The sequence below is a fragment of the Tenacibaculum sp. Ill genome (genome assembly GCF_051938915.1).
Classification (GTDB): Bacteria; Bacteroidota; Bacteroidia; order Flavobacteriales; family Flavobacteriaceae; genus Polaribacter; species Polaribacter larymnensis.
Genome location: NZ_JBPSCW010000002.1, coordinates 1,386,353 through 1,410,000, shown reverse-complemented (window position 1 = coordinate 1,410,000; position 23,648 = coordinate 1,386,353). Strand labels below are relative to the sequence as shown.

Annotated in this window: 24 protein-coding genes and 1 tRNA gene (1 of these 25 cut by a window edge); 15 read left to right on the top strand and 10 right to left on the bottom strand. The window is 31.2% G+C overall.

Translation table 11 applies throughout. The features are described 5' to 3' along the window. Positions 1-711: the 5' portion of a PA0069 family radical SAM protein gene (locus ACTPNM_RS06730; RefSeq protein WP_440121100.1), read on the bottom strand. It extends 354 nt beyond the left edge of the window; 711 of the gene's 1,065 nt are visible here — the first part of the coding sequence; its start codon is at positions 709-711; its stop codon lies off the left edge, out of view. Between the two features lie 176 nt (positions 712-887). Further along, a complete protein-coding gene (locus ACTPNM_RS06725; protein WP_440121099.1) occupies positions 888-3,632 on the bottom strand; it encodes a S8 family serine peptidase in 2,745 nt (914 codons plus the stop codon). Between the two features lie 147 nt (positions 3,633-3,779). Here ACTPNM_RS06725 and ACTPNM_RS06720 point away from each other — a divergent pair, with 147 nt between their 5' ends. Beyond that, positions 3,780-4,619 carry a M57 family metalloprotease gene (locus ACTPNM_RS06720; RefSeq protein WP_121145701.1) on the top strand — a complete coding sequence of 280 codons (840 nt, stop codon included), beginning with the start codon at positions 3,780-3,782 and terminating at the stop codon, positions 4,617-4,619. Positions 4,620-4,681: 62 nt separating this feature from the next. On the opposite strand, the gene aroC is transcribed toward ACTPNM_RS06720, so the two are convergent. Continuing rightward, positions 4,682-5,743: a chorismate synthase gene (aroC, locus tag ACTPNM_RS06715; RefSeq protein WP_440121098.1), complete on the bottom strand. Its 1,062-nt coding sequence runs from the start codon at positions 5,741-5,743 to the stop codon at positions 4,682-4,684. Between the two features lie 294 nt (positions 5,744-6,037). Here aroC and ACTPNM_RS06710 point away from each other — a divergent pair. Beyond that, a tRNA-Ser gene (locus ACTPNM_RS06710) sits at positions 6,038-6,122 on the top strand. Between the two features lie 116 nt (positions 6,123-6,238). On the opposite strand, the gene ACTPNM_RS06705 is transcribed toward ACTPNM_RS06710, so the two are convergent. The 5 genes from ACTPNM_RS06705 to ACTPNM_RS06685 all read right to left on the bottom strand — a co-directional run bounded on the left by ACTPNM_RS06705 (position 6,239) and on the right by ACTPNM_RS06685 (position 10,230). After that, entirely contained in the window at positions 6,239-6,811 is a 573-nt protein-coding gene (locus ACTPNM_RS06705; protein ID WP_440121097.1) for a phosphatase PAP2 family protein, read from the bottom strand. 2 nt (positions 6,812-6,813) lie between these two features. Next, positions 6,814-7,863 (bottom strand): peptidylprolyl isomerase, encoded by a 1,050-nt coding sequence (locus ACTPNM_RS06700; protein ID WP_440121096.1) that lies wholly within the window; start codon positions 7,861-7,863, stop codon positions 6,814-6,816. Positions 7,864-7,950: 87 nt separating this feature from the next. After that, complete coding sequence (locus ACTPNM_RS06695; protein WP_274641343.1) at positions 7,951-8,676, bottom strand: FKBP-type peptidyl-prolyl cis-trans isomerase; 726 nt, start codon at positions 8,674-8,676, stop codon at positions 7,951-7,953. After that, complete coding sequence (gldI, locus tag ACTPNM_RS06690; RefSeq protein WP_440121095.1) at positions 8,673-9,212, bottom strand: gliding motility-associated peptidyl-prolyl isomerase GldI; 540 nt, start codon at positions 9,210-9,212, stop codon at positions 8,673-8,675. The genes ACTPNM_RS06695 and gldI overlap by 4 nt, the downstream gene beginning before the upstream one ends. Further along, on the bottom strand, positions 9,202-10,230 hold the full coding sequence (locus ACTPNM_RS06685; RefSeq protein WP_440121094.1) for a DHH family phosphoesterase: 1,029 nt from the start codon (positions 10,228-10,230) through the stop codon (positions 9,202-9,204). Before ACTPNM_RS06685 ends, gldI begins: the two co-directional genes overlap by 11 nt. An 81-nt stretch (positions 10,231-10,311) precedes the next feature. On the opposite strand from ACTPNM_RS06685, the gene ACTPNM_RS06680 reads away from it, so the two are divergent. The 4 genes from ACTPNM_RS06680 to ACTPNM_RS06665 all read left to right on the top strand — a co-directional run bounded on the left by ACTPNM_RS06680 (position 10,312) and on the right by ACTPNM_RS06665 (position 13,661). After that, positions 10,312-11,319, top strand: coding sequence for an alkaline phosphatase D family protein (locus ACTPNM_RS06680; RefSeq protein WP_440121093.1), 1,008 nt, complete (start codon positions 10,312-10,314; stop codon positions 11,317-11,319). Positions 11,320-11,428: 109 nt separating this feature from the next. Continuing rightward, positions 11,429-11,848 carry a nucleoside-diphosphate kinase gene (locus tag ACTPNM_RS06675; RefSeq protein WP_028892988.1) on the top strand — a complete coding sequence of 140 codons (420 nt, stop codon included), beginning with the start codon at positions 11,429-11,431 and terminating at the stop codon, positions 11,846-11,848. Between the two features lie 258 nt (positions 11,849-12,106). Beyond that, entirely contained in the window at positions 12,107-12,514 is a 408-nt protein-coding gene (locus ACTPNM_RS06670) for a hypothetical protein (RefSeq protein WP_440121092.1), read from the top strand. A 373-nt stretch (positions 12,515-12,887) separates the two neighbouring features. After that, positions 12,888-13,661 (top strand): DUF7151 family protein, encoded by a 774-nt coding sequence (locus ACTPNM_RS06665; RefSeq protein WP_440121091.1) that lies wholly within the window; start codon positions 12,888-12,890, stop codon positions 13,659-13,661. A 124-nt stretch (positions 13,662-13,785) separates the two neighbouring features. On the opposite strand, the gene ACTPNM_RS06660 is transcribed toward ACTPNM_RS06665, so the two are convergent. Both ACTPNM_RS06660 and recF read right to left on the bottom strand, forming a co-directional pair. Then, on the bottom strand, positions 13,786-14,085 hold the full coding sequence (locus tag ACTPNM_RS06660; protein WP_440121090.1) for a DUF721 domain-containing protein: 300 nt from the start codon (positions 14,083-14,085) through the stop codon (positions 13,786-13,788). Between the two features lie 34 nt (positions 14,086-14,119). Further along, a complete protein-coding gene (recF, locus tag ACTPNM_RS06655) occupies positions 14,120-15,199 on the bottom strand; it encodes a DNA replication/repair protein RecF (RefSeq protein WP_440121089.1) in 1,080 nt (359 codons plus the stop codon). Positions 15,200-15,312: 113 nt separating this feature from the next. Here recF and ACTPNM_RS06650 point away from each other — a divergent pair, with 113 nt between their 5' ends. The 9 genes from ACTPNM_RS06650 to ACTPNM_RS06610 all read left to right on the top strand — a co-directional run bounded on the left by ACTPNM_RS06650 (position 15,313) and on the right by ACTPNM_RS06610 (position 23,646). Beyond that, positions 15,313-16,095 carry a tetratricopeptide repeat protein gene (locus ACTPNM_RS06650; protein ID WP_274641350.1) on the top strand — a complete coding sequence of 261 codons (783 nt, stop codon included), beginning with the start codon at positions 15,313-15,315 and terminating at the stop codon, positions 16,093-16,095. Further along, positions 16,095-16,601 (top strand): 6,7-dimethyl-8-ribityllumazine synthase, encoded by a 507-nt coding sequence (gene ribH / locus ACTPNM_RS06645; protein WP_440121088.1) that lies wholly within the window; start codon positions 16,095-16,097, stop codon positions 16,599-16,601. Before ACTPNM_RS06650 ends, ribH begins: the two co-directional genes overlap by 1 nt. A gap of 177 nt (positions 16,602-16,778) precedes the next feature. Further along, positions 16,779-17,057, top strand: a complete 279-nt coding sequence (locus tag ACTPNM_RS06640) for a riboflavin synthase subunit beta (protein WP_274641352.1) — start codon at positions 16,779-16,781, stop codon at positions 17,055-17,057. Positions 17,058-17,061: 4 nt separating this feature from the next. Further along, positions 17,062-18,915, top strand: coding sequence for a DNA mismatch repair endonuclease MutL (mutL, locus tag ACTPNM_RS06635; protein WP_440121087.1), 1,854 nt, complete (start codon positions 17,062-17,064; stop codon positions 18,913-18,915). Positions 18,916-18,923: 8 nt separating this feature from the next. Further along, positions 18,924-19,649, top strand: a complete 726-nt coding sequence (locus tag ACTPNM_RS06630) for a rhomboid family intramembrane serine protease (protein ID WP_124591219.1) — start codon at positions 18,924-18,926, stop codon at positions 19,647-19,649. 41 nt (positions 19,650-19,690) lie between these two features. Continuing rightward, positions 19,691-20,551 carry a rhomboid family intramembrane serine protease gene (locus ACTPNM_RS06625; protein ID WP_440121086.1) on the top strand — a complete coding sequence of 287 codons (861 nt, stop codon included), beginning with the start codon at positions 19,691-19,693 and terminating at the stop codon, positions 20,549-20,551. Then, the gene (locus tag ACTPNM_RS06620) at positions 20,552-21,565 is read left to right on the top strand and encodes an endonuclease/exonuclease/phosphatase family protein (protein WP_440121085.1); all 1,014 of its coding nucleotides are present in this window, start codon (positions 20,552-20,554) and stop codon (positions 21,563-21,565) included. Between the two features lie 55 nt (positions 21,566-21,620). Further along, positions 21,621-22,763 carry a geranylgeranyl reductase family protein gene (locus tag ACTPNM_RS06615; RefSeq protein ID WP_440121084.1) on the top strand — a complete coding sequence of 381 codons (1,143 nt, stop codon included), beginning with the start codon at positions 21,621-21,623 and terminating at the stop codon, positions 22,761-22,763. Positions 22,764-22,920: 157 nt separating this feature from the next. Beyond that, the gene (locus ACTPNM_RS06610) at positions 22,921-23,646 is read left to right on the top strand and encodes an aspartyl/asparaginyl beta-hydroxylase domain-containing protein (protein ID WP_440121083.1); all 726 of its coding nucleotides are present in this window, start codon (positions 22,921-22,923) and stop codon (positions 23,644-23,646) included. Positions 23,647-23,648 lie beyond the last annotated feature (2 nt).

Below are 23,648 nucleotides of genomic sequence, written 5' to 3'. Positions count from 1 at the left end.
AATTGAAGGGATGATTGGTGCCATCATTACATTTACTGGTATGTTATTTTCTGATAGGGTTTTGACTGTTTCTAATCTTTTTTTGATGGTCGCTGTTCTTGGCTCTACTACTCTTCTTGTTTCTTCTGATAGTGATGTGATAGATATACTTACCCTTAATAAATCAAGAGATGCCATTTCTTTTAAAATATCTAAATCACGAAGTATTAATGCATTTTTTGTTATCATGCTTACTGGATGCTTTAACTTTAATAGTACTTGTAGCATTTTTCGGGTGATTTGAAGTTTCTTTTCTATCGGTTGATAACAGTCTGTATTTCCAGAAAACATAATATTTTGTGGTTGCCAGTTACGACTTCGTAGTTTTTTCTCTAATAGTTCTGGTGCATTTGCTTTGTACAATATTTTACGTTCAAAATCTAACCCTGCTGAATACCCCCAATATTCATGTGTGTTTCGCGCATAACAATAAACACATCCGTGTTCACAACCTTGATATGGATTCATTGAATATGAAAACCCAATATCTGGACTTGTCACTTTATTAAGAATTGTTTTAGGATAAATTTCTAAATAGGTTGTTTTATTATTGTCTGCTGATTCGTTTTCAGCTTCGCAATAGCTTAAGAAATCATCCAACACTTCGTGTTGATGTTGCGTAAATTTATTGTGTGTGTTGTGTTGTGCACCACGTCCTTTAATGTAGCCCATAATCATATCTAAATAAAACGTTATAAAATTGTCTTTAGAATGACTTTATCGAGAACAGGTTTATATAAACTTCTCGATACAATTTCGATAGAGTAACGAAATCATCCGAAGTGACTTTGTAAAATTACAAAAACTAACACAAAAGTTTTAGTGTTCTTAAATATTATTTATAGCTGTTAAGGTTTTACTAGTATTTTTTTTACTGCTATTTGTTTCCCTTCTTTTAGTATACGCACAAACAATAAACCTGTTTTAAAATTTGGTATAGGAATGGTTTGCCTGATTTTTTGAATTTTGTTTGTATAAATTATTCTTCCTGTAACATCTACAATTTCTATATCTAAGTTGTTTCCTCTTGAATACACAAACATTCCTTCTGATGCTATTACCGGATTTGGATATATTTTTAAGGTATTGTCAAAAGGAAAATCTATTTTTATACTATCTGTATAAATTTCTGTTCCATCATAAAGAATAATTTTAGCTCTATATTCGTTTTTTCCTCCTTTAACACTGATATCATCCGTTTGGAGTTCTTGAACATTGAGAGCTGTAAAGGTTTGAATAATTTCAGTTTCTCCATTGAGTGTTTTTTCAAAAACAACTGAAGCTACATTCGTCAAAGTACTCAAGCTTAATCGAACATCTACTACATTTTCATTTTTCACAAAGGCTAAAAAATTCTTATAATAACAGTTTACTCCTTGCGAATTGTAATTTATTGTTTGACCTTTAGCTCCTTCTTCACTATTAAATACTGGCGTTATTGATATATAAGGTGTATTAAATGTACTTTTTGGAATTACAACATTCGTTTCGTTTACTATTGAGTTTGTATACATATAAGTATCATCCAGCAGTTGCACATTATATGCTGTTGCATTCGGAACTGACTCCCAGCTAAATTGAATACTTTCATCACAGTTAAAATCGACAATTGGTGTAATAATATCTGAAATTATAAATTCTTCTGAATTATAATATATCCCATTTACTAAAGCTCTTAATTGAACTACTCCGTTAACTTCTGGAGTATTCCAAAGTAAGTATGGTTTTGTAACATTTGTAGCGTTTGCTATTTCTATCCAACTTCCATTATTAATAGAGTATTCAATTTTATTTATTGGAAAATCCAAGTTATTTGTCCATCGTACATATTTATCTGCTACAGTTGGTAACTTATCATCTTTATTAGGATAATTCCATGTGAAAATATTTTTAGATTGATAAAAATAAGCGATCGAAAATGACTGCGTTGATGTTGCTAACGAATTTGCCTTTACTTTTATAGTATATGTACCTGTTTCTGGATTGTCAATCGTTATTAATTCTACATTATTTAAGTGGTCTTCTCCGTATACAGCTTCTTTTTCTAGCGAACTTTTGGATGGTGAAGCGTCTAAAACCCAAGGTAACCATGAATTTACACCACTATTCACTTCTAAATCTAGATCGTTTACCAACGCTTTATTATCATTAACATTAGCAGGAACATCGTTCCAAACTAATGCTATTCTTATTTCTTTTGACTCAGTATTTATAGGAATTGAATATTCTTTAACTTCATTACTTGAAATTTCATCATTAATATATGTTCCATTTTCTAAAACCTCCACACTTTGATAACTATTCACATTACCATAACCACTTTTAAAGTCTATTCCTTTTGGACCAATATCATCAGCTCCCGCAATTAATACAGATTTTAACAATGCCGAAGAAGGAAATTTGTTTGTTTCCTCTTTATATTTATGTTGTAGTAACGTTGCTACTCCAGAAACTATAGCTGCAGCATCTGATGTTCCGTCTGGTCCATGAGCTACTAATTCTGGTTTTACTCTTCCATCATAAGTAGGGCCTTTTGAACTTCTTGTATTTACTACTAATTCTTTATTTACCCCTCCAACAACTAAAACATTTTTAGCCATTTTATAGTTCCCTGTCATATTAGCATATCCTTCTATACCTTGATAAGCCCCTTCATTAGATGATGCTTCTCCTGTATTCCCAGAAGAAAATATATGAAGTAACTCAGGAACATCAATTGTGCTTTGATCATAAGCATTTGCTTCAGCTCCATAAAAATTTTCTATTTCTGTTCCGTAAGAATGGTTTTGAACAAATATATTATTGTTAAGATAGTAAGTGTCATTATCAGGTAATAGCGTACTAAAGTCTGAAGATGATAAATTACTATGATAAGCAACTCCTTTGGAGTTATGTGTACTATTCCCAGCTCCTCCTATTGTAGTAGCCATTAAAGTTGCATGACTAGAAACATCTTCTGTTTCATTTCCGTACAATTTTATTCTATTTCTTAAATCTATATCATCAACATCAAACAACAATTCTTTTACAGAAACTGTTATTCCTTCTCCATTGATCGTTTTAAAGTCACTTTGAAGTTTGTTTATATTATTGACACTTAAATCTACTTTTTCAATAGGTATTTTTTCTGGACTAGGAGTTTTTTGAACATCTACATAAACAACATAATACAAGCGGGTTAATTTACTTATATCAGCTGAAGACACTCTAAGAGTTAGAATATTTTTATACGTATGCTGTACTTCAATATTTATATTTTTTTCTTCTACTTCTTCTAAGAATAGTTTTGAATTAATTGTTTTGACAACAACCTTCGCCTGTTTATTCTTTTTTTTAGGTAATTGTGAAACTCTATATGACTGTTTCCACCTATTATTTATATCGAATAAATTTCCTTTAAATGAAAAAGGCTTTTCTTTTTTTGTTATTATAAAAAAGTTTTCGTCTAATTTTCGTATTACATTAACTTCTTTCTCATTGAAAATCAGATCTTTTTTATGAATTAAATAATATTTTTTTTTCAACTCTTTTTCCTGATTTTTTTGTGGTTCTATTTTTTTCACATAATCAGGAAAATCAACTTGCGAGTACATTTTAAATGTTAAAAATATTCCGAAAACAAAAAGAAAAAACAGCCTCATAAAAATATATTATTAACGCAAATAAAACACTTTTTTTGCATATTTCATAATAAAAACATACATTCGTTGAAGTTTTTTAATAAAAATCCTTTCAAAAAAATGAAAAATTTAAATTCACAACTATTAAGCCTTTTGGCTTTTGCAGTTATTTTGTTTACTGCATGTAACTCTTCAGAAGAGACTATTCCAAACAACGAAACTAGCGAAATTACGCCCGAAATAGTTTCAAAACTACAAGCTGCTTATTTCGAAACCTCTTCAGCTAAAGTAACTACCTTTATGGGAGAAAAAGGTGTGGCTGTAGAAGACATGTTCTTTACTTTTGCTCAAATTGATGAGTTAGGTGAAGGTTCAAACATTCCAAACACTGAACATTACAGAACTACTAACTTAGTAACAGGTTTACCAAGAGTTATTACTGTAAGTGTTTCTCCTGATTTAGGAACTTTAGGTTCAGATGCTTTAGACAAAACTATTGTTATGTTAAACAACTTAGGTTCTCAATTAACTTACCAAAGAGTTTCTTATGGTGGTAAAGGTAAATCTAAGGCTGATATTGAAGTTAATGAGTTTTACGAATTAGAAAGTGGTGGGTTTATCACTTTAGGTAGAGCTGCTGGTTTTCCAACTAGAAGAGGGGACCCTGCTAAAGGTTTTGGTATTAACAGTAGATGGTTTGAATTATCTATTGCGCCTACTTCTAGCGAGCTTGCTGGTACTATGGCTCATGAAATTGGACACTGTATTGGTTTCCGTCATACTGATTATCAAACACGTGAAAGCTGTGGACAAAATGTTAATGAAGGAAGCGCTGGTGTAGGAGCTATTCATATTGCTGGTACTCCAACTGGATCTGATAATACTTCTATTATGCAATCTTGTGGACCTGCTACTACATTTAACAATAACGATAAAAATGCAATGTTAACTCTTTACTAGAAAGAGTCGTATTTTTAAGATACTTGAAAGCCCAGACATATTATATCTGGGCTTTTTATTTTTTAAACTTTTCTAGTTTTGCTCATTAACCAAAAATCTGCGAGCACTAAAGCTGTTAACGCTTCTACAATAGGTACAGCTCTTGGTACTACACAAGGGTCGTGTCTTCCTTTTCCATGTATTTCAGTGGCTTCACCTTTCGAGTTTGTCGTAGCTTGGTTTTGCATTATCGTTGCTACGGGTTTAAAAGCTACTCTAAAGTAAATATCCATTCCGTTAGAGATTCCTCCTTGAATACCTCCTGATAAATTAGATTGGGTTGTTCCATCTGGATTGAAAATATCATTGTGTTCAGAACCTTGCATTTTTGCTCCACAAAAACCACTTCCATACTCAAAACCTTTTACTGCATTAATAGAAAGCATTGCTTTTCCTAGTTCTGCATGTAACTTATGAAAAATAGGTTCTCCTAACCCTACAGGTACATTTTGAGCTACGCAAGTTATTGTTCCTCCGATAGTATCACCTGCTTTACGTATTTCATGAATCTTATCAATCATCTTTTCTGCTGATGCTTCATCAGGGCAACGAACAATGTTGCTTTCTATTTTAGAAAAGTCTAAATCTTGATATGGTTTCACCATGAAAACATCACCTACTGATGATGTAAATGCATTGATATTAATATGAAGGATTAATTGCTTAGCTAAAGCTCCTGCCACAACCCAATTAGCTGTTTCTCTTGCAGATGTTCTCCCACCACCTCTATGATCTCTTATTCCGTATTTTTTATCATACGTATAATCAGCATGTGAAGGACGGTATACATCTGTATTATGATTATAATCTTTACTTTTTTGATTTGTATTCTTTATCACAAAGCCTATTGAGGCTCCTGTGGTCACTCCTTCAAAAATACCTGATAAAAACTCAACCGTATCTGGTTCTTTACGTTGCGTTACTATTTTAGATTGCCCTGGCTTACGACGATCTAATTCTTGCTGAACAGCATCAAAATCAACTTTCATTCCTGCAGGGAATCCATCTATTACACCTCCAATTGCAATTCCATGAGATTCACCAAACGTAGTTAGCTTTAAAGTATTTCCGAATGAATTAAACATATCTTATTATTTAATAGAACGAAGGTAGAATTTATTTACTAAAAACGATAATTTTCATTCTTATAATTGCAGCTTAACTTGTTATTATATCCTTTATTCGAGTCTGCTCACTTTTATCTTTATTTTTTTATTCTTGCATTTTACACCAAACTTATTGATAGCAAAAGCGTTACGTTTCACAACTTTTTTAATGCTTAAATTTTATTAAAAAAAGTAGCAAAAAACTTTTTTAGAATTGAAAAAAGGTCATATATTTGCACCCGCAATCAGGGAATATATCTGATGAGGCACTCAGGAGAAATGGCAGAGTGGTCGAATGCGGCGGTCTTGAAAACCGTTGTCTGTAACAGGACCGGGGGTTCGAATCCCTCTTTCTCCGCAAGTCCGAAGCGAAAGCTTCGGATTTTTTTTTAGGGGATTAAAGAAAAAAAGCTTACAAAACTGTAAGCTTTTTTTAGTTTATTAGAAGCACTATACTTCCTTATGTATATGAAACTACCACTTTCTTACCCCTAGCTTCTTTTCTAAAGCTAAGTATGCAAAATAAAATAATGTTCCTAAAATCATCCCTGAAACATACCCTGTTGTAACATCAACAGGAAAATGCACTCCTAAATATATTCTACTATATCCAAAAATTAAAGGAAACAAAATCATTAAATAAATCAACTTAAAATGTTTTCTCAATAACAAAATCATAAAAGTAGTTATTGTAGTAGATAATGAAGCATGACCAGACCAAAAGCTATATCCTCTAGGCTTGTATGTAAAATTCCTTAAATACTCTTTTAAACCTTCTGTATTACAAGGTCTAATTCTTTCTGTAGTGTTTTTAATTAAATTTGTGAATTGGTCAGAAAAAGCAATAATAATTGCTACAAACAATACTGTAAACAATCCTTTTTTCCATCCAAACTGTTTAAACACTAAAAACAGCACAAAAGCAAATAGTGGTGTCCAAGTAAATTGATTTGTTATTGTTAACCAAAAACTATCCCACTGTTCGCTTCCTAAATTGTTAAGATAAATTAAAAGCTCTTTATCTTTTTGTATAATATTTTCTATCAAAACTACTTTCCTACTTTTAAAACTTCTATTTCAAAAATTAAATCTGACTTTGGAGGTATTGGACCTACTCTACGATCACCATACCCTAAATAAGAAGGGATAAACAATCGTACTTTGTCTCCTTCTCTCATTGTCTTTACACCTTCTTTCCATCCTGCTATTAACGGAAAGTTTTCATCATCAACAGTAAAAACAAAAACCTCACCTTTATCTAAACTAGAATCAATTTTTCTTCCATCTGCCAAATACAACGTATAATGTGCTGTAGTAGGCAATGCTGGATTTACCTTTTTCCCATTTCCTTTTTGTAAGGACAAAATTTTCAATCCTGAATCGGTTGTAACCGCATCATTAATTCCTTGCTCTTCTTGGTATCTTTGTTTTAATTCCTCTAATTTTTTCTTCCTCTCTTCTTCTTTCTTTTCAACGTTTGCTAGCTCTTGTTCAAAAACTACTGGTGCATCAAATTTAGAGGCCTCCTCTCCTATTCTTAAAATTTCTATATGCTTTATATAATCATTTTTCTGAATAGTATCCACTATAGCTTGACCTTGTAAAACACGACCAAAAACAGAGTGTCCACCATCTAACCAAGGTGTTGCTTTATGTGTTATAAAAAACTGACTTGAATTTGTAACTGGTCTCGAGTAATTTGCCATCGACAGTACTCCTGGTCCATCATGTTTATACAATAGGTTACCTTCATCATCCATTGGAAATTCATCTGCAAATGTATAACCAGCATCTCCTGAACCAGTTCCTGTTATATCCCCCCCTTGTATCATAAAATCTTTAATTACCCTATGAAACTTAGTTCCATCATAAAACGGTGTACCTTTTAAAGAATCAATCATTTTAGGATGACTCCCCTCACTTAATGCCACAAAGTTTGCCACTGTCATTGGTACTTTATCGTAAAAAAACTTCACCAAAATATCACCTCTATTAGTTTGGATATCTGCATACAGCCCGTTCTCTAAACTAGGGTATTTAGCTGATTTGCACGATACAAATACTAGTAGCGTAACAAGTACTATTTTAAATAATTTCATTTATTTTAATTTATTTTCTCCTATAAACAATTAATTAGGTTAACAGCAAGTGCTAACCTAATTAATTATCAACTATTTAAGTTTTATTTATTTTACTTCTAATAATTCTACCTCAAAAACTAGAGCAGAAAAAGGCTTAATGTGCTGACCTCTTTGTTGTGGACCATAAGCTAATTCTTGTGGAATAAAGAATTTATATTTTGCTCCTGGCTTCATTAACTGTAAACCTTCTGTCCATCCTTTAATTACTTGACTTACTCCAAATTCAGCAGGCTCTCCTTTTTCCACAGAACTATCAAAAACAGTTCCATCAATTAAAGTTCCATGATAATGAACTTTAACTCTAGAGCTAGCCGTGGGTGCATCTCCTTCTCCTTCTTTTAAAACAACATACTGCAAACCACTTTCAGTAGCTTTTACTCCATCTTTTGTTTTATTTTCTGCTAAAAAGTCTTCTCCTGCTTTTTTATTGTCTCCAAATTCAGCTTCTGCTTTTTTAGCTTGCTCTTCTTGCATTTGTTTCATTTTTTCTTGTTGCTTCTTTTGAAAAAATGCTCTTAAGATATTATTTATGTCTTTTGACTCTACTAATAAGTTTGTAGAATCCATTCCGTTTTTAAAACCTTGTACAAACAAATCTTGATCCATTTCATCAAAGTTTGTTTTAATTTTATTAGCCATATCTAAACCTAAAGCATAACTTACAGAGTCTACTTCTGTTGCTAATGAACTTTTTTGTTTGAACTGACCGTTACTGCATGAAACAATTGATAAACCTACAACTGTAGCTGCTAAAATGTTGGTTAATTTCATTCTTCTTTTTTTGATTTTATATCGATTAATGTTACTGTACTTTGTATTGGCTGATTTACAGCTATTTTATTTCCATCTCCTGTTACTCCAAAGGCTCTGTATGATGGAATTACAAATGTAATGGTTTCTCCTTTTTTCATCAACTTTATTCCATCTTGTAATGCAGGAATAAAATCTTCTTTATCTACTTTATAACTTCTCTCCTTTGTTTCATAAAGAACATCTCCATTAAGATCTGTTATATTATATGACAACATTACCAAATCTTCAACTTGTGGAGAACTTAAATTTAATGTGTCTTTAGTTACATATGTATACCAAAAACCATTAGGTGAACTTTTATATTCTTTAACAGTATCTTTAGCGACCCATTCTTCTAAACGCTGTTTTTCTAAAGCATTTAACTTCTTATTCTCTTTAAGAACTTCTTTATAAAAATTTGTTGTACCATGCTGCTTTGGTCTTCTTGCCTGAGGTTCTTTACAAGACACTACAACTAATGCTATAAAAACAAAAAATGTTATTTTACGCTTCATACGAATTTTCTAACTCTTGTTGGTATGTAGGTAATAACGACTTAAATCTCTCTATCGTATTTTCCATATTATCATCACTTCTGCCTCCTGCAGCATTATCATGTCCTCCTCCATTAAAATAGTTACGAGCAAACTGGTTTACAGAAAAACTTCCTTTTGAACGGAAAGATATTTTTACAATCCCCTGTTCTTCATCTTCTATAAAAATAGCTGCAAACACAATCCCTTTCAAAGATAATGCATAATTCACAACCCCTTCTGTATCTCCTTTTTCGTAATGAAATCGTTTTTTCTCTTCTTCCGTTAAGATTATGAAGGCTGTTTTATACTCTGGTAAAACTTTCATATTACTCAAAGCCTGTCCTAGCAACAATAACCTGTTGTAAGAATTTGCATCATGAATATTACTATGAATTCTATCATTTTCAGCTCCTTTATCTATCAAGTCTGCTATAATTCTATGAGTCGTACTTGTTGTAGATCTAAAACGGAATGAACCTGTATCTGTCATAATACCCGTATACAAACAAGTAGCTATATTCTTATCTATCAAATCAACATCTCCCATCATTTCAATAAAATTGTATACCATTTGACATGTTGAAGACATAGATGTATCAGAGTACATATACATAAAATCATCTGGCTGTTGATGATGATCTATTAAAGCAAAATCATTTTCATATTGCTCTAATGTGTTTTGCATGTCATTTCCAACTCTATGCAATGCATTAAAGTCTAGTAAAAAAATAATATCAGACTTCGATAAGGCTTTGACTGATTGTTTGTTTTGACGATCAAAACGTTTTACGGTTTTTGACCCAGGAACCCAATGTAAAAAATCAGGGTACTCGTTTGGCATTAATACCTGAGTAGTATGCCCTTTTTTATCTAAATAATGTTTTAATCCTAACGTTGAACCTATTGCATCTCCATCAGGATTTCTATGCCCAATTATCACAACATTTCTAGGTTCTGACAAGAATTCTTGCAGTTCTGTAAAGTGTTTCAAAATCATAAAAGGCGAATATACAAATTAATGCTATATTAACCTTTTTATGTATTTCTTTTTGTTTCTTCGTTCAAAAATAAAATTACCATGACCATTATGAAATTTACTACTTCATTTGTATTATTAGTAGCCTTTTCTCTAACCTCTTTTAGCCAAGAAACATTTACAATTACTTTTGGTTCTTGTAATAATCAGAGACTTAACAACCCTTTTTGGGAAGACATTTTATCTCTTGAACCAGATGTATGGATATGGGGTGGAGACAACATTTATGCAGACACCAATAATATGCGTAAAATGAAACGCATGTATAAAACTCAAAAAAATGTAAAAAGTTATAAAAAACTAACCACTAAGATTCCTATTCTTGCTACATGGGATGATCATGATTATGGTAAAAATGATGCAGGAGTAGAATTTGTAATGAAAGATGAAAGTCAACAATTATTTTTAGACTTTTTAAACATACCCAAAAACTCACCAAGAAGAAAACAAAAAGGCGTTTATCACTCTAAAACTTTTAAAACAGAAAAAGGTAGTGTTAAAATTATTGTTTTAGATACTCGTTATTTTAGAACTTCACTCTCTAAAGGAACAAACGGACAACGTTTTCAACCAAATAAATACAATGAAGGTACAGTTTTAGGAAAAACTCAATGGGAATGGCTCACTAATGAGTTAACAAATTCTACAGCAAACTTTACTGTGATAGTTAGCAGTATTCAAATATTACCTAAAGAACATGGTTTTGAAAAATGGGCTAACTTTCCACACGAAGTAGATAAATTATTCAATTTGATTCAAAAATCAACAAATACTAATGTCATTCTTCTTTCTGGCGACAGACATATTTCTGAGTTTTCTAAGACTAACATTAACGAAGTAAAATATCCAATTATTGATTTTACTTCAAGCGGATTAACACACTCCTATTCTTCATTTACCTCAGAAAAAAACGACTTTAGAGTTGGTAATGTCGTTAACTCTTTAAGCTATGGCATGTTGATTTTAGACTTAAAAACTAAAAAAGTTAGTTTTCAAATGCGTGGCAAAAATGGGGTTATCTTACAAGAAATCAATCAAATATACCCTTAACTTGCTAATAACATTAAAAAGTGTATTTTTGCGCCGATTTATGCGCAAATTTGCATAAGCAACAACAATTAAGGAATTTATCATTTACTGATATTTATTACATTTAATAATGGCAACAAATAGAACTTTTACAATGATTAAACCAGATGCTGTAGAAAACGGACATACTGGTGCAATTTTAGAAAAAATTAATGCTGCAGGTTTCAGAATCGTAGCTATGAAAAAAACACAGATGACTAAGCGTGATGCTGAGACTTTTTACGGAGTACACAGTGAGCGTCCTTTCTTTGGTGAATTAGTTGAGTTTATGACTCGCGGACCAATCATCGCTGCTATCTTAGAAAAAGACAATGCTGTAGAAGATTTTAGAACTTTAATCGGTGCTACAAACCCAGCTGAAGCTGCTGAAGGAACTATCCGTCAGTTATACGCTACTTCTATTGGAGAAAACGCAGTGCACGGTTCTGATTCTGATGAAAACGCAGCTATCGAAGGTGCTTTCCACTTTTCTGGTAGAGAAATGTTTTAATTCTTAGTAAGAAATAAACTTTATATATTAAACTCGTTACATAATCGTAACGAGTTTTTTTGTTTAATACTCTATATAACACTTAGTTTTTATTCTAAAAAAAATCATTACCTCCATTAAAAAACTATAAAACAAACACTTAACTTTTAATCTTTCTTTTATCCAGCAACTTCCTTTTAAAAAGCTTTTATATTACCTAGTTTTGCCTTCCGCTTTAAAAAAAAGCAGAAAATAATTCTACAACTTAAAATCAAAAAAATGGCAAAAGATCAAGACCCAAAACAAGCAATTCAACAAACAAAAAAAGTAGTATCAGGAGGTATCGTTGGCTGGCTAACAAGATTATTCTTAGGTAAAAGTTTTGTTGATGAAACAAACGACATACTTGAAGCCTCTGAAGCTCAAATCGATTTAGTTGGTAAACAACAAAGATTGATTACAGAAGGAACTCCTGCTAAAGCTAAAGTTTCTCTAGTACAGGACACAGGATCATTAGTTAATTTTGACCCTATTATTCTGTTAAGCCTTCATGTTGAGCCAGCATCTGGTGAAAACTTTGATATTAGCACCACAACGCATGTATCTAAACTATCTATACCTAAAATTGGAGAAACGATTAACATCAAGTATGATCCTAATGAAAAATCATCAATTGTTATTGTTTAGCTTCAACTCAATAAAGAAATAACAATAAAAAACTCGCTATAGTTTAGTAGCGAGTTTTTTTATACAATTATCTTTGTTAACTTATAAATAGCAATCTCAAAACACCCTATACTAATATAATTCGATTTAAAAACTTTACCACACCCACACCCTTCATTAATTATGGATTAGAACTCTGTTTTATAGTTACATCACCTAACCTATATATACTACAACTTAACAATAAACTCAAGAACAAACACTTAATACATCTTAGTTACTTTACCAAAAAAAAATCCTTTTTAAAACACATCAAACCCCCTTAAATTACATAGATTTGCATTTTTCTATAAAAATTGCAAGAAATAATTCTACAATTTAAAACATTAAAAAAATGAAAAAGCATTATTTAATTTATTCAATATTCTTTGTGTTTTCAGTTGGGTGTGAGACTGAAGGGTTAGATGGTAACGAGTCATTGATTGACTTTATTACAGAACCCCCGGGTAATAACTGTTCTTCTGGTGGATATAAAGTGATTTCAGGGATTGACTTGAATAATAATAACACCCTAGATAATGATGAAATTGAGAACATTAAATACATTTGTAATGGTAAAGATGGATCTGATGGCTTAAATTCCTTAATTAATGTTCTATTAGAACCTATAGGTGACAACTGTCTTTCTGGTGGATATAAAGTGACTTCAGGGATTGACTTAAACAACAATAATATCCTAGATGACAATGAAATTGAAAATACAGAATATATTTGTAATGGTAATAGTGATATAGAAACCAGAATAAGTATTGAATTTACTACATCTACATCTACTACAGCTGGCCATAAAGGCATTGGGATATACGGTTTTAACAAAGACAATTATGTTGGTGTTGATTCAATTATATTTGTTGGAATTCCTTACACAGAAAGTTTATCAAACCATAGCATTATTGAATTAATCGATTTTACAGATAACAAGATAATTGAAGGTTCGGAAATTAAATCAAGTAAAAATTATAACTCAGCCGAGAATATTTTTTCTCCTAACCTTTATAATGTAATTCCTTCTGGAAATAGAGATCTCGGAATAAGGTTACGTAGTGAAGTAGAAGGAGCGTACTCTTCAATGAAAAATAAGTGTTATTTATATCTATACCGTAAATAATTATCGTTGTACGGCAATACTCTATAAACAATTTAAACACAGTAAAACTAGGGAGCTTAACACTCCCTTTTTTGCTTCCGTATAAAACTGAAACGACTATAGCAAAAACTTTTGAAACACTAGCTTATACCAACATTAGTTTTTTAACGAGTTCCTCTCCTATTTCTTCGTTAATCATGCGTATTATTTTATCTTTTCCGTAGCTTAACTCTTCTCGTAGTACCGAAGAAGATAATCGAACAATTAAGGTTCCGTTTTGTAATTTTACTTCGCTTGTATAAGAAGCAACTCCAGCCCCCATAAGTTTTTCCCAAGCTTCGTCAATATGAATTTTTTGAAAACCCTTTTTTAGTTTATTGTTCTCTTGGATAAAACTTCCCATCAAGTCTTTTAATAAAAAACTATCATTTTCTCTTTTAGCCATTAGTTTTATTTTTTGTCTTACTTATATAGCAACATTATAACTTAAAAATCTGATATTCTTGATTACTCTTTTTTATCACCTCTTCTGTTCTATCAGCATGTGTATCTGTAATAAAAATCTGTCCAAACTCATCACTATTTACCAAATCAACGATTTGAGCAACTCTATTTTCATCTAACTTATCAAAAATATCATCCAATAACAAAATTGGAGTTACATTAGATTGTTTTTTTATAAACTCAAACTGCGCTAACTTTAACGCTATTAAATACGATTTTTGTTGTCCTTGAGAACCAAATTTTTTAATAGGATGTTCTTGAATTTCAAAGTTTAAATCATCTCTATGAATTCCTACCGATGTATACTGTAACATCTTGTCTTTTTCTATATTTTGCTGTAACAAATTTTCTAAAGACATATCGTGTAATTGACTTTTATAACGCAAATTCACCTCTTCATTTGCTCCTGAAATAATTTGATGTTTTGCATTAAAAATAGGCACAAATTCTTCTAAAAAAGCCTTTCTTTTATTATAAATAATCGTTCCGTATTCAATTAATTGCTCATCATATACTTTTAAATTCAGAGAATCAAATGTTCTATTAGCGGCAAAATATTTCAACAAAGCATTTCGCTGACTTACCGTTTTAGTATACGAAATTAAAGTTTGTAAATACTTTTTGTCTTGTTGAGAAATTACTCCGTCAATAAATTTACGACGAGTTTCGCTTCCTTCAACAATTAAATCCCTATCCGCAGGAGAAATAATCACCAACGGTAACTGCCCTATATGTTCAGAAAATTTTTCGTAAGCTTTTCCGTTACGTTTCAATACTTTTTTTTGACCTCTTTTTAAAGAGCAAATAATTTTTTCTTGTCGATTATTTAACAAATAATCTCCTTCAACCATAAAAAAATCCTGACCGTGACGAATATTCTGTCCTGCAATCGAATTAAAGTAACTTTTTGCAAAAGACAGATAATAAATTGCGTCTAACACATTGGTTTTTCCAATACCATTATTCCCTACAAAACAGTTAATTTTCTTTTGAAAATCAAAAGTTTGCGATTCAATATTCTTAAAATTTACCAAAGATAGTTTTTGCAAATACATGAATAAGCCTTATTACTAAAAGAAAGCGCAAATTATCGAAAATTTACGAAAAAACGACTTTTAAAATCCAATTAAAAAAACTATTTTTGTCGCCACTAATTTTTTAAGCAATTATGGCTACATACAAGAAAAGAGGTTATAAACCTAAGAAAGAAAAGGTTACACAAGAAGTAGAAGAAACATTTGATGAATCTCAAAGTACTACTGCTGAAGTATTTAACACTTTAGACGATACTGCGAATAAATCAGAAGAATGGATTGAAAAAAATAGCAAGCCATTATTTTACGGATTGGTAGCTGTTGCAGCTTTAATTTTAGTGTACTTGGCTTATAACAAATTTATTGCTGAGCCAACACAACAAGAAGCTTCAAACGAATTAGCATACCCTCGTACTTTCTTTGAAAAAGCAAACACTTCTGCAGGAGCTATTGCTGACTCATTATATACTTTAGGCTTAGAAGGTGGTGATGGAAAATATGGTTTTATTGACATTGCTGAACAATTTGGAGGAACAAAAGCAGGAAACTTAGCTAACTATTATGCAGGTATTTCTTACTTAAAAATGAAAAAATACGAAGAAGCTATCGAGTATTTAAGTGATTTTAGTTCTGACGATGAATTATTAGGGCCTACTGCTTTAGGTGCTATTGGTGATGCTTTTGCTGATATTAACCAGCCAAAAGATGCTTTAGACTACTATCAAAAAGCAGCAAATAAAAAAGACAATCAATTTACTACTCCTTTATTTTTATTCAAAGCAGCTCAAATTGCAATGGATTTAAAAGAGTACGGTAAAGCTGAAAAATTTTATACAACCATTAAAGAAAAATACGCTGATTCTGATCAAGGAAGAGATATTGAAAAATATATCAACAGTGCAAAATACGCTCAATAATGGCAACAACAAATTTATCTTATTACGATAAAGCAACAATCCCAAATGCGAAGTCTTTTCGATTTGGGATTGTTGTTTCAGAATGGAATCCTGAAATCACTAAAAACCTTCACAAAGGTGCTATTGAAACTTTACTAGATTGTGGAGCTACTGAAGAAAACATCGTCTCATGGGATGTTCCTGGTAGTTTCGAATTAGTATATGGGTGCAAAAAAATGATCGAAACACAAAAGCTTGACGCTATCATAGCCATTGGGAATGTGATTCAAGGTGAAACCAAACATTTCGATTTTGTATGTGAAGGTGTAACACAAGGAATTGTAGACTTAAACATTAAATACGATATTCCTGTAATCTTTTGTGTATTGACCGACAACACTAAACAACAATCTATTGATCGTTCAGGTGGTAAACTAGGAAACAAAGGAATTGAATGTGCTGTAGCAGCAGTTAAAATGGCAGCAATTAAAAATCAAGAACGTCCATCAAATTCATTAGGTTTTTAATTAATTCTGTTTTAGATAAACATTATTAAAAAGCGTCTAGGTTGTACAACCTAGACGCTTTTTAACTTTAATTTATACACTTTTTTTGACCACCTCTCTATAATTCAGTAACTTTGGAACTCGTCTTATTTGGTGTGATTTTTGTTCCACTTAAGCTATTAAAGAAGCAACAATTTTATGGGATTTATCAAAAGAGAAAATAAAAAGTTCGATTACAAACCTCGTTATTATAAAGGGGATGGTAATCCTTATCAAGTAAAACATAAATTTGATGAGTACAGAACTACTGTTGGAAAGAGAAAAAGTTTAAAGGGAAAATTTAATGCTGCTTTTGACGAGTTTAAAGATTCTGGTTACAAACTGAATAAAACTATAGTAGTTATAGCCTTGGTTTTAACACTAATATTTTTATTTATTATCGATTTTGACCTTTCAATCTTTTTCCCTAAAAAATAACTAAATGTCAGATATTATACAGTTACTACCTGATCATGTTGCGAATCAAATTGCTGCTGGAGAAGTTGTTCAACGTCCTGCTTCTGTAGTTAAAGAACTGATTGAAAACTCTATTGATGCTGGTGCTACTTCTATTACCCTATTGTTAAAAGATGCTGGAAAAACTTTGATTCAAGTAATTGACGACGGTAAAGGAATGAGTGCTACCGATGCTCGTTTAAGTTTTGAACGTCATGCTACTTCAAAAATTAAAGATGCACAAGATTTATTCAACCTAAACACCAAAGGATTTCGTGGTGAAGCTTTAGCTTCTATTGCTGCCATTGCACATGTTGAACTAAAAACAAAACAAGAAGATGATGAGTTAGGCACGCAAATAAAAATTGAAGGTAGTGAAATAACTTCTCAAGAAGTAGTTTCAACTGCTAAGGGTACCAGTATTGCTGTTAAAAACTTATTTTTTAACATTCCTGCTCGTCGTAACTTTTTAAAATCTGACACTGTTGAAACTCGCCATATTGTTGATGAATTTCAACGTGTAGCTCTAGCACACCCAAACATTTCTTTTTTATTACATCATAATAATAACGAAGTTTATCATTTAAAGAAAAGTAATTTACGTAAACGTATCGTCGCTATTTTTGGAACTAAAATGAACGAAAAGTTAGTTCCTATTAATGAGCAAACCGATATTATTACTGTTAATGGTTTTGTGGCAAAACCAGAGTTTGCTAAGAAAAAACGTGGTGAACAATTCTTTTTTGTGAATGACCGTTTTATAAAAAGCTCGTACTTAAATCATGCTGTAGTAAATGCTTTTGAAGGTTTGTTAGAAAGTGGTTCGCATCCTTCTTATTTCTTGTATTTAGAGGTACCTGCAAATACGATTGATATTAACATTCACCCAACAAAAACAGAAATTAAGTTTGATAACGAAAAAGCGTTATATGCTATTTTACGTGCTACAGTTAAACATAGTTTAGGGCAATACAATGTAGCTCCTGTTTTGGATTTTGATAGAGACTCTACTTTAGATACTCCTTACGATTATAGTAAAAAAAGTAACTCTTCAGTTCCTCCAATAACTGTAGACCCTACATTTAACCCTTTTAAAACTGAAACTAGTTATAAAGAGCCTTCTAATACAAGTAGTTCACCAAAAAGTACTACAACACACAGTTATCAGTCTAACTTTAAAAAAGATACTGGAAGTTGGGAAGCTTTATATACAAATACCGAAACTATTGAACCTGTTCAGCAAGAACAGCTTTTTGAACCTGAGCAAGAAACCGAGACTGGAAAAACCTTCCAGATTCAAAAAAAATACTTGTTGAGTTCTATAAAATCAGGAGTCGTATTAATTCACCAATCTTTAGCACATCAACGTGTATTGTATGAAGAATTTTTGGAGAACATTACTGTTAAAGAAGCTAGTAGTCAACAACTGTTGTTTCCTGTAAATATTTCTTTTTCTTCGTCTGATATAGAAATGATATATAGCATAAAAACTGATTTAGAGAGTGCTGGTTTTATGTTTGATGAGTTCACCAAAGAAAGTGTAGTAATTGCAGGAATTCCAACCTCAATAAGTGAAAGTCAAATTACACTTATTTTAGAGCAGTTATTAGATGATATTAAACTTGAAGTACCTGACACTAGCTTTAGTCACTTTGATGTGATGGCAAAATCATTTGCAAAATCACTCGCTATAAAAACAGGAACTTCTTTAAATCCAAAAGAGCAAGAAAACTTAGTAAACAACTTATTCTCTTGTAAAGATCCTAATATTTCACCATTTGGCAAACCTACGTTTAAAACATTAGCTTTAAATGAAATAGATGCCATTTTTAATAAATAAAAAGTAATATGCCTAGATTAACACAAGCCATAAAGCATTTAATAATCATTAACGTGATTATGTATTTTGCTCCTCAGCTATTAAACATGGATTTAACTAATCTATTTGCTTTGCATTATCCAAAAAATGAACATTTTGGGGTTTGGCAATATATTACACACATGTTTATGCATGGTGGGCCTGCTCATTTACTTTTTAACATGTATGGTTTGTGGGCTTTTGGTACTCCACTTGAGCAAATGTGGGGACGAAATAAATTTTTATTCTTTTATTTTTCTGCTGGGATTGGTGCGGGCTTAATTTACACTTTTGCTAATTATTATCAATTTAATGGGATATATGAACAGCTAATTGGCATGGGAGTTTCTCCTGCTGAAATTCAAAATATTTTAAGTTCAGGACAGTATAACGATAGTTTAATTACTTTATCTAATAAAACTATGAGTGAGTTTTATAGTTTATACCACACTCCTGCCGTTGGTGCCTCAGGTGCTATTTATGGAATTTTAGTTGCCTTTGGATTAACTTATCCTGATGCTAAACTAGCATTGATTTTCTTCCCTGTTCCTATTGCTGCCAAATACTTTATTCCTTTAATTATTTTAAGTGATTTATTCTTTGGTATGACTAGTTATTCAATTGGTAATATTGCACATTTTGCACATATTGGTGGTGCTATAATTGGTTTTATTATTGCTTGGTACTGGAAAAAAAATCAATTTAAATTTCGTTAATTTAGTAACTAAAATTTTTATTCTTACTGAAGTCATACATCATGAATGTACTCGATAACTTAAAATATAGATTTAAACATGCAGGAATTGTTGAACAGTTAATTTATGTAAACTTAGCTGTTTTCTTACTTGTTTTTGTTACCAATACTTTTGGGTTTCTTTTTCAATCTAAAACTAACTTTTTAGTAGAATGGCTAGCTTTACCTGCCAACTTTGATGATTTTATACTAAAACCGTGGACTATTATTACGTATGGTTTTTTACACACTAGCTTCTTACATATTTTACTTAACTTAATTGCTTTATTTTATATCGGGCATTTATTTCAACAATATTTTACTCCTAAACAGTTACTTAGTTTTTATTTATTAGGAACTCTCTTTGGAGGTATTATTTTTATAGCTAGCTATAATTTTTTCCCTGCATTACAAGATGTTGCACATAATAGTGTTTTATTAGGTGCTTCGGCTGGTATCTCTGCCATCTTTATTGGTATTGCTACCTACATGCCTAATTACGAATTAAAGTTTCCTCTGATAGGTTTTGTAAAATTGTGGGTATTAGCTTGTATTTGGGTTGCTATTGATATTATTCAAATTCCTGCTGGTAATACTGGTGGGCATTTAGCACACCTTGGTGGTGCTTTATTTGGTTTTTTCTATGTTCGTAGCGCTAGTAACAAGGAATTGGATATTTTTAAATCAATAAACAAACTTTTTTCTAAAAGAGAGAAAAAGCTAAAAACAGTTTATAAGTCTGGTAATAAAACCCAAAAATCAAACGTTGATAAAACAAAAAATCAAGAAGAAGTAGATGCTATTTTAGATAAAATTAGTAAATCTGGATACGATACTTTAAGTAAAAGTGAAAAAGAGTTTTTATTTAAACAAGGAAAAAATTAAATGAAAAAGTTTTCGATAGCTAATAAATTTTTATTCTTTATCAATTCAGTTTTTGCAGCTGTTTTATTGCTATCGTACGCACTTCCGTACGTATCTCCGCAAACAATTCCTTTCCTTTCTGTTTTTGGCTTGTTTGTCCCGTTTTTAGTTATCGTAAACATTGGTTTCTTTGTGTATTGGCTTATTAAAATGCATAAAAATGCATTTTTATCATTACTCGTTTTAGCTATAGGATGGTTTATCTCTACTCCCTTAGTTAAATTTTCAAACAAGGAAGTAATCTTAAATGATGATTTAAAAATAATGAGTTATAATGTTCATTTATTTAATCATTATAAACATGAAGAAGATATAACTACTGAGCAGAAAATTTACGAATTCATCAACAATGAAAATCCAGATGTTATTGCCATACAGGAGTTTTATAACTCAAAAATGTTAGACATTAAACTTCCTTACAAATACATAAAAACGAAAACGAAAACGAATAAATTCGGACTAGCTATTTACTCTAAGCACCCAATTATAAATTCTGGTTCTCTTGATTTTAAACAAAGTGCTAACAATACCATTTTTGCTGATATTCTTGTTAAAAATGACACTGTTCGTGTATACAATGTACATTTAGAATCGTTAAAACTAAATCCAAAAAAAGAAAATTTTGGAGAAAAAAATTCAGAACGTTTATTTAAACGTTTAGAAAATGGTTTTGTTAAACAAGTAAGTCAGGTTGAATTAATCCAACAACATGAGTATTCTTGGAAAGGCAAAAAAATTGTTTGTGGCGACTTTAATAACACAGCTTATTCTTGGGCGTATAAACAATTGGCTACTGATAAAAAAGATGCTTTTATTGAATGTGGAATTGGCCTAGGTAAATCTTTCCGATACATCTACCCTATGCGTATCGACTTTGTTTTAACAGATAAAAAAGCTACCATTAACCAGTTTAAAACATACGGAGACATAAAACTTTCTGATCACTACCCTGTTATGGCTCGCTTACATTGGTAATTTTATTTTTATTTCGGTATAAAAGTGTATTTTTAACCGATTTAAAAACTAACCTATGAAACAACATTACGATGTTGCTGTTATTGGCAGCGGACCATCAGGAGCTTCAACAGCTTTTTATTTAGCACAAAAAGGTATTTCAACTGTTATTATTGAAAAAGAAACTTTACCTCGCTATAAAACATGCGGAGGTGGTTTTGTTTTTAGAGGACGTAAAAACTTACCTTTTGATATTAAGGAGGTAGTTGAAAAAGAGTTCCATACTGTTGATATTTATTTGGGAGAAAAACTTCATTTTAAAACGCATAGAGAAAAACCAACTATTTCTATGATTATGCGTGATTCTTTTGACAATCTAATTACCCAAAAAGCAAAAGAATTTGGAGCTACGTTATTAGAAAATCATAAATTAAAAGGATTATCTTTTTCTGATGATATTATTACTCTAGAAACTTCTCAGGGGAATTTTACTGCTAATTTTGTTATTGCTGCAGACGGAGCTTTGAGTCCAACCGCAAAAATGGCTGGATGGAAAGAAGATACTCGTAAATTAATTCCTGCTTTAGAATATGAAGTAGAGGTTTCTGATGAAGACTTTGAACGTTTATCTAAAGAAGTTCGTTTTGATATTGATGCTATTCCTTATGGTTATGCATGGAATTTTCCAAAGAAGAAGCATTTATCTATTGGAGTTGCTTCCGCTAGAAGAACTAAAATTAATTTAAAAGAACACTATCAACAATATTTAAAAACTTTAAATATTACTAATATTGTTAGCGAATCTCAGCATGGATTTCAAATTCCTGTTTCTCCTCGTACAGACGGATTTGTTAAAAACAATGTATTTTTAATTGGTGATGCTGCTGGCTTTGCTGATCCCATAACTGCAGAAGGAATTTCTAACGCTATTTACAGTGGTAAATTGGCTGCTGAAGCTATAATTGAGAGTGAAAAAGAACCTGAATTAGCTAAAAAATTATACCTAGAAAAAATATCGGAAAGCTTACTTCCTGAAATAAAAACTGGTTTATGGCTTTCTAAGTGGTTTTACGAACAAAAAAATATTCGAAATATTGTATTGAAAAAATACGGTCAACAGTTTAGCGAAGCTATGGCCGATGTTTTTCACGGGGATAGAAGTTATCCTAAAGACATTAAAAAAACAATTACGAATCGAATTAAAGATTTAGTTTCTTAAAAATAAAGAGCAGCCCCAAAAAGGTTGCTTTTTTTTTATTTTTAATATTCTTTCATTTATACTTAAAAAGTTAGCACTTATTCTCAAAAGATATTTTGTCTGCTTTTTTTCTTTTAACTTGCTGTAAAACTATTCCATCTCTAAATTTTACATTCTAGTGAAAGAAATTAAAACTACCACATCCTTAAAACTTCCTTTTCTGTTTGATACAGATAAGCTTTTACATGATTATTCTTCAGTTGTAAATCAACATTGGATTCCTCATTTTAACACATCAGGATATGAAGGTGAGTGGAAAGCAATTCCTTTATATACTAGCAATGGTGATACTTCTAACATTTTTGCTTTTCAAAATGATAATGGTACTATTCAGGAAACTCCCATAATGAGTGATTGTAATTATTTTAGAAAGGTCATTAACTCTTTTCAATGCCCTATTTTATCTGCTCGCTTACTGCGTTTAAATGTTGGCGCAGAAATAAAACCTCACCGTGATTACAAACTGGGTTATGAAGATGGCAACTTTCGCTTACATATTCCGATTATTACAAATAACAAGGTTGAATTTATTTTAAATGATAAACAATTGAATATGTTGCCTGGAGAATGTTGGTATACGAATGTAAATTATGTACATTCTGTTGCCAACAAAGGAAATAAGGATCGTGTACACTTAGTTATTGATGCAGAAAGAAACGAATGGTCAGATTCTTTATTCTTTTCACTTGCTCCAAAAGATAGCTTTCAACCTATACAAGAAGAAACTGATTCTCCTGAAACAATACGTCTTATCTTAAACGAGCTAAAACGTAACAATGAGCCTGCTTCTGAAAAACTTATTATGGAAATGGAACAAAAGTTATTAAAACTTACATCTAAATAATA